This is a genomic window from Senimuribacter intestinalis, assembly GCF_943192965.1.
Classification (GTDB): domain Bacteria; phylum Bacillota; class Clostridia; order Peptostreptococcales; family Anaerovoracaceae; genus Senimuribacter; species Senimuribacter intestinalis.
Window position 1 is genome coordinate 144,012 of the sequence record NZ_CALPCF010000006.1, and the last position, 6,519, is coordinate 150,530.

General features: G+C 43.3%; 5 protein-coding genes. All 5 read right to left on the bottom strand.

The window, feature by feature from the left end:
- Positions 1–8: 8 nt before the first annotated feature.
- The 5 genes from NFR88_RS07565 to NFR88_RS07585 all read right to left on the bottom strand — a co-directional run bounded on the left by NFR88_RS07565 (position 9) and on the right by NFR88_RS07585 (position 6,320).
- Positions 9–719, bottom strand: coding sequence for a cysteine hydrolase family protein (locus NFR88_RS07565; protein WP_251614709.1), 711 nt, complete (start codon positions 717–719; stop codon positions 9–11).
- Positions 720–902: 183 nt separating this feature from the next.
- The gene (locus NFR88_RS07570) at positions 903–2,168 is read right to left on the bottom strand and encodes a sigma-54 interaction domain-containing protein (RefSeq protein WP_251614726.1); all 1,266 of its coding nucleotides are present in this window, start codon (positions 2,166–2,168) and stop codon (positions 903–905) included.
- Complete coding sequence (locus NFR88_RS07575; protein ID WP_161909265.1) at positions 2,152–3,054, bottom strand: DMT family transporter; 903 nt, start codon at positions 3,052–3,054, stop codon at positions 2,152–2,154. The genes NFR88_RS07570 and NFR88_RS07575 overlap by 17 nt, the downstream gene beginning before the upstream one ends.
- 21 nt (positions 3,055–3,075) lie before the next feature.
- The gene (gene holA / locus NFR88_RS07580; protein ID WP_251614744.1) at positions 3,076–4,041 is read right to left on the bottom strand and encodes a DNA polymerase III subunit delta; all 966 of its coding nucleotides are present in this window, start codon (positions 4,039–4,041) and stop codon (positions 3,076–3,078) included.
- Between the two features lie 62 nt (positions 4,042–4,103).
- The gene (locus NFR88_RS07585) at positions 4,104–6,320 is read right to left on the bottom strand and encodes a DNA internalization-related competence protein ComEC/Rec2 (protein ID WP_251614747.1); all 2,217 of its coding nucleotides are present in this window, start codon (positions 6,318–6,320) and stop codon (positions 4,104–4,106) included.
- Between the last annotated feature and the right edge of the window lie 199 nt (positions 6,321–6,519).

Here is a 6,519-nt window from a genome sequence, read left to right on the forward strand (position 1 = left end):
CCCGTATATTATAAACTGTGAATTCTTTCCAAAAGCTGCTGCGCAGTTTCACAATTTGCATAAATAAATTTGATCCCCTGCAGCGCTCTGTCATGACGTTCCTGACTCATGGCAGTCATCGCATCTTCGATCATATCCACTTCATACCCAAGGTCTGCCAGGTCACGAATAGAAGTGCTGACACACTGATCTGTATAAAATCCCACCACGATTACTTTTTTAATGCCCAAATTGCGCATTACCCTGTCGATCGGGGTTCCCACACAGATGCCGGAACAGGTTTTATTCAAAATAATCTCCCCATCGAGAGGTTTTGCTTCCTCGCAAAACTCCGATGCCATGCCGCCCGGCGGATAATACATGCCAGCAGATGCGTGCAGTCTACCGGTGTCCTTACCATCAGGAAGCAGAGATTGAATACGTACATGAATCGGGCGAATTCCTTTTTCTCTGCAGGCTGTAAGAATACGCTCAATATTTGAAAGCGCCTTATTTGTATTCTCTTCCAGCTGATCCAAAATCGGCATTAGAGGTTCTGTGTCAATTCCCATGGCACGATAGCCTTCTACAAAATATTCCTTTGTTACACACTTTTGCGCATCAATAATAACCAGCGCTGTATCCTGAGGGTTGATTTCTACAGGTGTGTTATACACTGCGCTTGACAACTGTCCATAGTACTGCGCCGCAAATTCGTTTAAAGCTTTGTTATGATCCATCTCATTTCCTCCTTGTGCATATCATGCAAGTTGTTAAGTTTCTTTGCAATATATTACAGCAAGGACTGTGCCAACTTGTTTTTGCTCGATTTTCCAATGTTTAACCCCATATTTTTTCTGCCCCGAACTTCATTTTGCAAACATTTGCTGCAAACTATTGCATTTTTGCAACAAATTGCAAAATCAAATTCCATACTTTTTACATTTATAATATAACGTTCTGATCGGAAGGCCTAAGGCTACAGCTGCTTTATTTTTGTCACCATGGTAAGCATGTATCGCTTGCAAAATGCACCTTTTCTCTGTCTCTTCAACAGCCTCATGCAAATTTACGGGAAGCTCTGCGCCTTTTTCACAAGCAGGCGTTTCCACTTTCTTCATGACTCTGTATTCCCCAAAAAGCGCTTGTTCAATCCCTTGCGCCTCAAGACATGAAGCACTTGGATCAAGATTAATAAACGCTCTTGAAAGAACATTTTCTAGTTCTCTGACATTGCCGTTCCAGTCCTCCTGCTGCAGAAGTGACACAGCTTCTTTCGATATCGACTTAACATCTCTTCCATAAAATTCATTATACTGATGTAGAAGGTATTCAACAATAAACGGAATATCCTCCTTCCTTTCCCGAAGGGGCGGAATATGCAAAGGAAATACATTGAGCCGATAATAGAGATCCTCTCTAAAACTTCCGTCTTCTATCATCTTTTCCAGAGGCTTATTAGTAGCGCAAATAATTCTCACATCGACTTTAACCGGTTCTACTGCCCCTACCGGCATGATTTCTTTTTCCTGCAGCGCCCGCAGCAGTTTCACCTGCATTCTGGGAGAAACATCACCAACCTCATCCAGAAAGAGAGTTCCCTTGTCAGCCTCCTGAAAAAGCCCCTTGCGTCCGCCTCTAAGGGCTCCTGTAAATGCACCTTCCTTGTATCCGAACAATTCACTTTCAAGCAGCTCCTCCGGTAAAGAAGAACAATTAATTTTAACAAACTTTTCATTTCTTCTCGGACTGTTATTGTGAATCGCATTGGCGAAAATTTCCTTACCTGTACCGCTTTCCCCTCTAAGCATAATTGTTGCTGGCGTCATGGAGGCAACCTTTGCTGTTTCAACGATATGAAGCAGGCAAGCACTTTGACCGATAATATCTTTAAAGGTGTATCTGGTCTGCGCCTTGCGCAACTTTTGATTCACACGATCAAGTTCACGCTTCAACCGATTAACATCGGATATATCATGATATACAATGACCTTTCCAATGGGGACATTATTTTCAAAAATATCCTGACCGTCTGCTACAAGCTCCGTGCTGCTGCGCCGAATCATCTTTTCATACGCCTGATTCGTATAAAGAGTTCTGCCCTTAGTATCTTTAATACAAACTGCATTCTGCATCACATCAAGAATCATGTGGCTGTGCAAAATCAATGCTTCAAGCCTTTGGTTCATCGTGCTCCCTCTTCTTTCCGCTAAAATCAATTTCCGTTACAAAAAGTGCTGCCATCATAATCACTGCGCCCAGATAGGATTTTACAGTCAGCACCTCTCCTGCAAAGAAATACGCCACCACCGCTGCAAAGACCGGTTCCAGGGTGAAGATAATGCCCACGTGAGCAGCCGTAGTATACTGCTGTGCAATGGCCTGCACGATAAAGGCAACACCGGTGCAAAATATGGAGAGAAAGATTACACTGCCCCAGATCATCGGCGTCGTCGGCAAATGGGGCTGTTCAAAGATAAACGACATAACAAGCATATAAACGCCGGTTACGCCAAGCTGGAAAACCCCCAGCTGAAATGCGTCAACCTCTTCATGTGAAACCGCTTTCTCCGTCAGTATCAGATCGATGGCATAAGCCGTCGCACCTAAAATACAAAGAAGATCACCTCGCAGATTTGCCATATTGATAGAAAAATCGTCCTTTAAAGTCAGCATCATAATACCGATAAGACTCATGGTCACTGCAAAGATGATTTTTTTCTGCGGCTTTTTCCTGAGCACCAGAATTTCTATAATCGGCACGAAAATCACCGTCAGAGCGCAGAGAAATCCCGAATTTGAAAGAGTCGTATATTTGACGCCAAAAGTTGCACCAATATAAACAAAGACCAGTACCGACCCAATTAAAAGACTGTATTTCAGCGTCTGTTTATTGATACCTTTCAGTTTTCGCAAGCTCAAAAGCCCGCCGATAACAAAGGCGCCCAAGAACCGGTATGCGTTGAGCGTAAACGGTCCCATATCTGTCAGCGAAACATCCATCAAATAATAAGATACGCCCCAGCAAAGGGTTACCAGCACCAGCATCATATCCGCCCGCAATTGTTTGTTCATTTCCGCAAAATCTCCTCGAAATTAAATACCTGCAATAAATAGTTCTAACGCCATCTGACTGTCTAAAAGCCCCGTTTTAATCTGCCTGTCCACTTCATAAATCGCTGACAGCGTTTCCTTCAGTTTTTTCTGCGTATACTTGCCCGCATAAGGCATCAGTTTCTTAATTCGAAATTCGCTGCCGCCCAGTTTCTTGTGCATAGCGGAAACATCAAGCCCGTCATCCCGCAGTTCCTTAACAGCAAGCAGCAGTTCAAACTGGGATACAATGACCCCAATGATAGAAAACGCATCCTTGCCGCTGTATAAAATGTTATATAAAATCTGAAAAGCTTTGTCTTTTTTGTTGGCGGTAATAGCATCCAGCATATCAAAGACGAAAGTTTCCAAATCACCGCTGACCGTGCGCAAGATGTCCTCTTCTGTGATTCGAACTCCATCGCTGTGCGCGATGACTTTCTGGATATCATTGGCAAAGTGAAACAGTCTGTAATCACTTTCCTTGTTAAAATATCCCGTTTCCTCGATAAGCAAAGAAAGCACGGCAGGACCAATCTCAACCCCCGCCTGCTTAAAACGCTTCTTTGCAAAGGAAGAAAACTCCGCCTTATCTATTTTGTCAAAGTCATAGCACTGCGCAGACTTTTTCAGCGCCGCGGAGAGCACCGTAGTCATCTTTACCTCTTCTGCCGAAAAAATCAAAATAGTCTGTTCATTGCTTTCCTTAATATAATTTGCAAGTTCTTTGATCTCCTCTTTTGAAAAACCTCTGGCACTGTCGCTCAGCAAAGGTTTAAAATTCCTGACCCAGACAATGCGGCGTGCTGAAAACATGGAAAAAGTCTCAGCAGCTTCTATAATCCTGCTGCAGGAGGTCTCCTCGCCCTCGAGAAGTACATAGTCCATAGACGTCGTCGCCGGATTGACATATTTCTTAACCAGCGTCTCCACTGCCCATTTTACCAGATACTGTTCTACGCCATACATCAAAAGAACCTTCTCAAAAGTTTCATTCTTTAAGTGCTCTGAGAAGACCTTAAAACTGTGTTTTACGGGTTTTTTGTACATACTGAAAGTTTACCTCGTTTATCTATAATTCCAACGGCTCCATCTAAATCCGTTCTATATACCATTGTATCAGATTTCCTTAATTTTTCAATGACCTTCTGGCTTGGATGTCCGTAATTATTTTTCCCAACACCGATGACGGCAATGCGGGGACGTACTGCTGTCAAAAAATCATCACAACTGCTATAGGCGCTGCCGTGGTGCGCTACCTTCAAAACGTCCGCCGAAAGCTTATCTGTCCCCTGATATTTTTCAAGGAGCATCCTCTCTCCTTCCTCGGTAATATCTCCCGTAACCAGTACGGTAAAATTTTCCAGATGTACTTTAAAAATCAGGCTGTTCAGATTTTCATCACTTTCATCCACAGACGAGCTTTTATCAGGCCAAAGGATTTCAATCCATTCCTTGTCACCAAGACGAATCTTCTGACCAGCCCTGCCCTTGGTCAGCATATGCGCAACCGGATATACCTCTTTCAGCTGGCAAAGTCCCAGATAGTGATCGGTGTGAAGATGGGTTGCCGCCGCAATATCCAGAGAGGAAATCCCATTTTTTAGAAGATAAGGTTTCAACGTCTTTTCGCCAACATTGTATCGAATGCTTCCTCCCCCATCCAACAGCACCTGCCTGCCGCCTGCGTCTTTTAAGTGAATGCAGTCGCCCTGTCCCACATCAACAAAGACTACTTGCGCCTTGTCAAAAGGGCTTGCACTTATCACTGCAGTCATTGCCACCGCCATACCTATTAGACCTGCCGTTTTACCCAGAAGTTTCCAATTTTTTCTCCGCAAATAGACTGCAAAAAATTCTGAGGCAAGTAAAAAGCTGCACCCGTAAAACAGCACCAGCAGCCAGAGCGGCGGCGAAACTGTATCGAAAGCCAATTTTCCACCTGCACCAAAAAAATGATTCACTTTTATCATCATCTGTACCAGTCCTTCCAGCACCTGCCCACATCCAGGAAGCACCATACCAAAAAACAGATAGACAAAGAATGCCCCGGTCCCAAGAGGCACAATGACGGATGCCAGAAAGACCACCGGAATATTGCAGAAAAATCCTGCGAGAGAACAAACATTGAAAGTATATGCCATATACGGTAAAAGCCCCAGCTGCACGCTGAGCACTGCTGCTGCACTTTCTTTCATATACCGCTGAAGTATCGGTGCAAAAAATGCCATAGAAAGAACTGCAAGAAACGACATTTGAAAACCCGCTCCAAAGATCACATACGGATTTTTCAGAATAGAAAAAAGCGCTGCTGCTGAAAGAGCAGTCAGAAGGTCATACCGTCTGTGCAGAAATTTTGCTCCCATGGAAAGCAAAATGAGAAAAATCGCTCTGTTCACCGAAATTGACCACATGGCAGCTGTGCCGTAGATAAGAAGTAATACGATAAAAGCTGCTGTCAGAAATCTGCTGTTTCTCTTTTTATTTATGGCGCAATATAAACTGTATAGCATGCCGATATGCAGACCGCTGACCGCAAGAACATGAGCGGTTGCATTTTTTCTGAATTCTTCATAGGTTTCCTCATCCAGCTCCTTCGTGTCACCAAAAAGAATACCTCTGAGAACGGCTGCCCCGGACTTTGACATAGAAAGATTTTTAATCAGCTGTTCCCTCTTTATAAATATTATGCTTTTCCCCTTACTCAACAGACTATCCGGCTTTTGTACAATGCGAAAGGAATCCAGCGTGGTGATGTAATGAATGCCCTTGGATTTTAAGTAAAGCTGATAATCAAAGGTTCTCGGATTAGAAGCACTGCGGGGAATTTCTGTCTGGGCCGCAAAAGAAACAGTGCAGCCCAGAAGCTGTTCGTAATGTTCTATCCTCTGATAATAGCGGCACAAAAGCTTTTCCCTACCGATTTGGCAGTAAATGCGATACTGGTCATCTTTAATTTTATCAATCTCGGTGACCACTGCTGAAAAGTTCTCTGCGCTTTCCAAGCTTTTTGAAAAAAGACTGCTGCCCGCTTCCATCTTTTCTAAAGACAGCAAAAATCCCCCTGCCAGAAAAGATACCAGCAGAAGTAAATAAAATTTTTTTCGCGCCCTATCGCTCTTTACACAGATGAATGCACACACCGCCGTACAGACAATTGCCGCAGGCAGCTGAATCTTTTCGAAAAACTGCATGCAAACAATACCGCAGATAACAGCTGTCGTCATTGATAATAGTTTTCGTCTCATGGTTTCCTCACAAGACGCACAAGTTCCATTTATAGTTTAATCAGTCACTGTGGTATATTCAAGTTATTATCAAGAAATTACTGTGAAATTTGGTATAAAAAGGAATAATAAATTTGAGAAAATGGTCAATTGCCAAGGTGAATTCCAGTTTGCCTAAGTAAATGTCAGGTACGCAAGAGTGGAGGATGTAAAAAGCTAT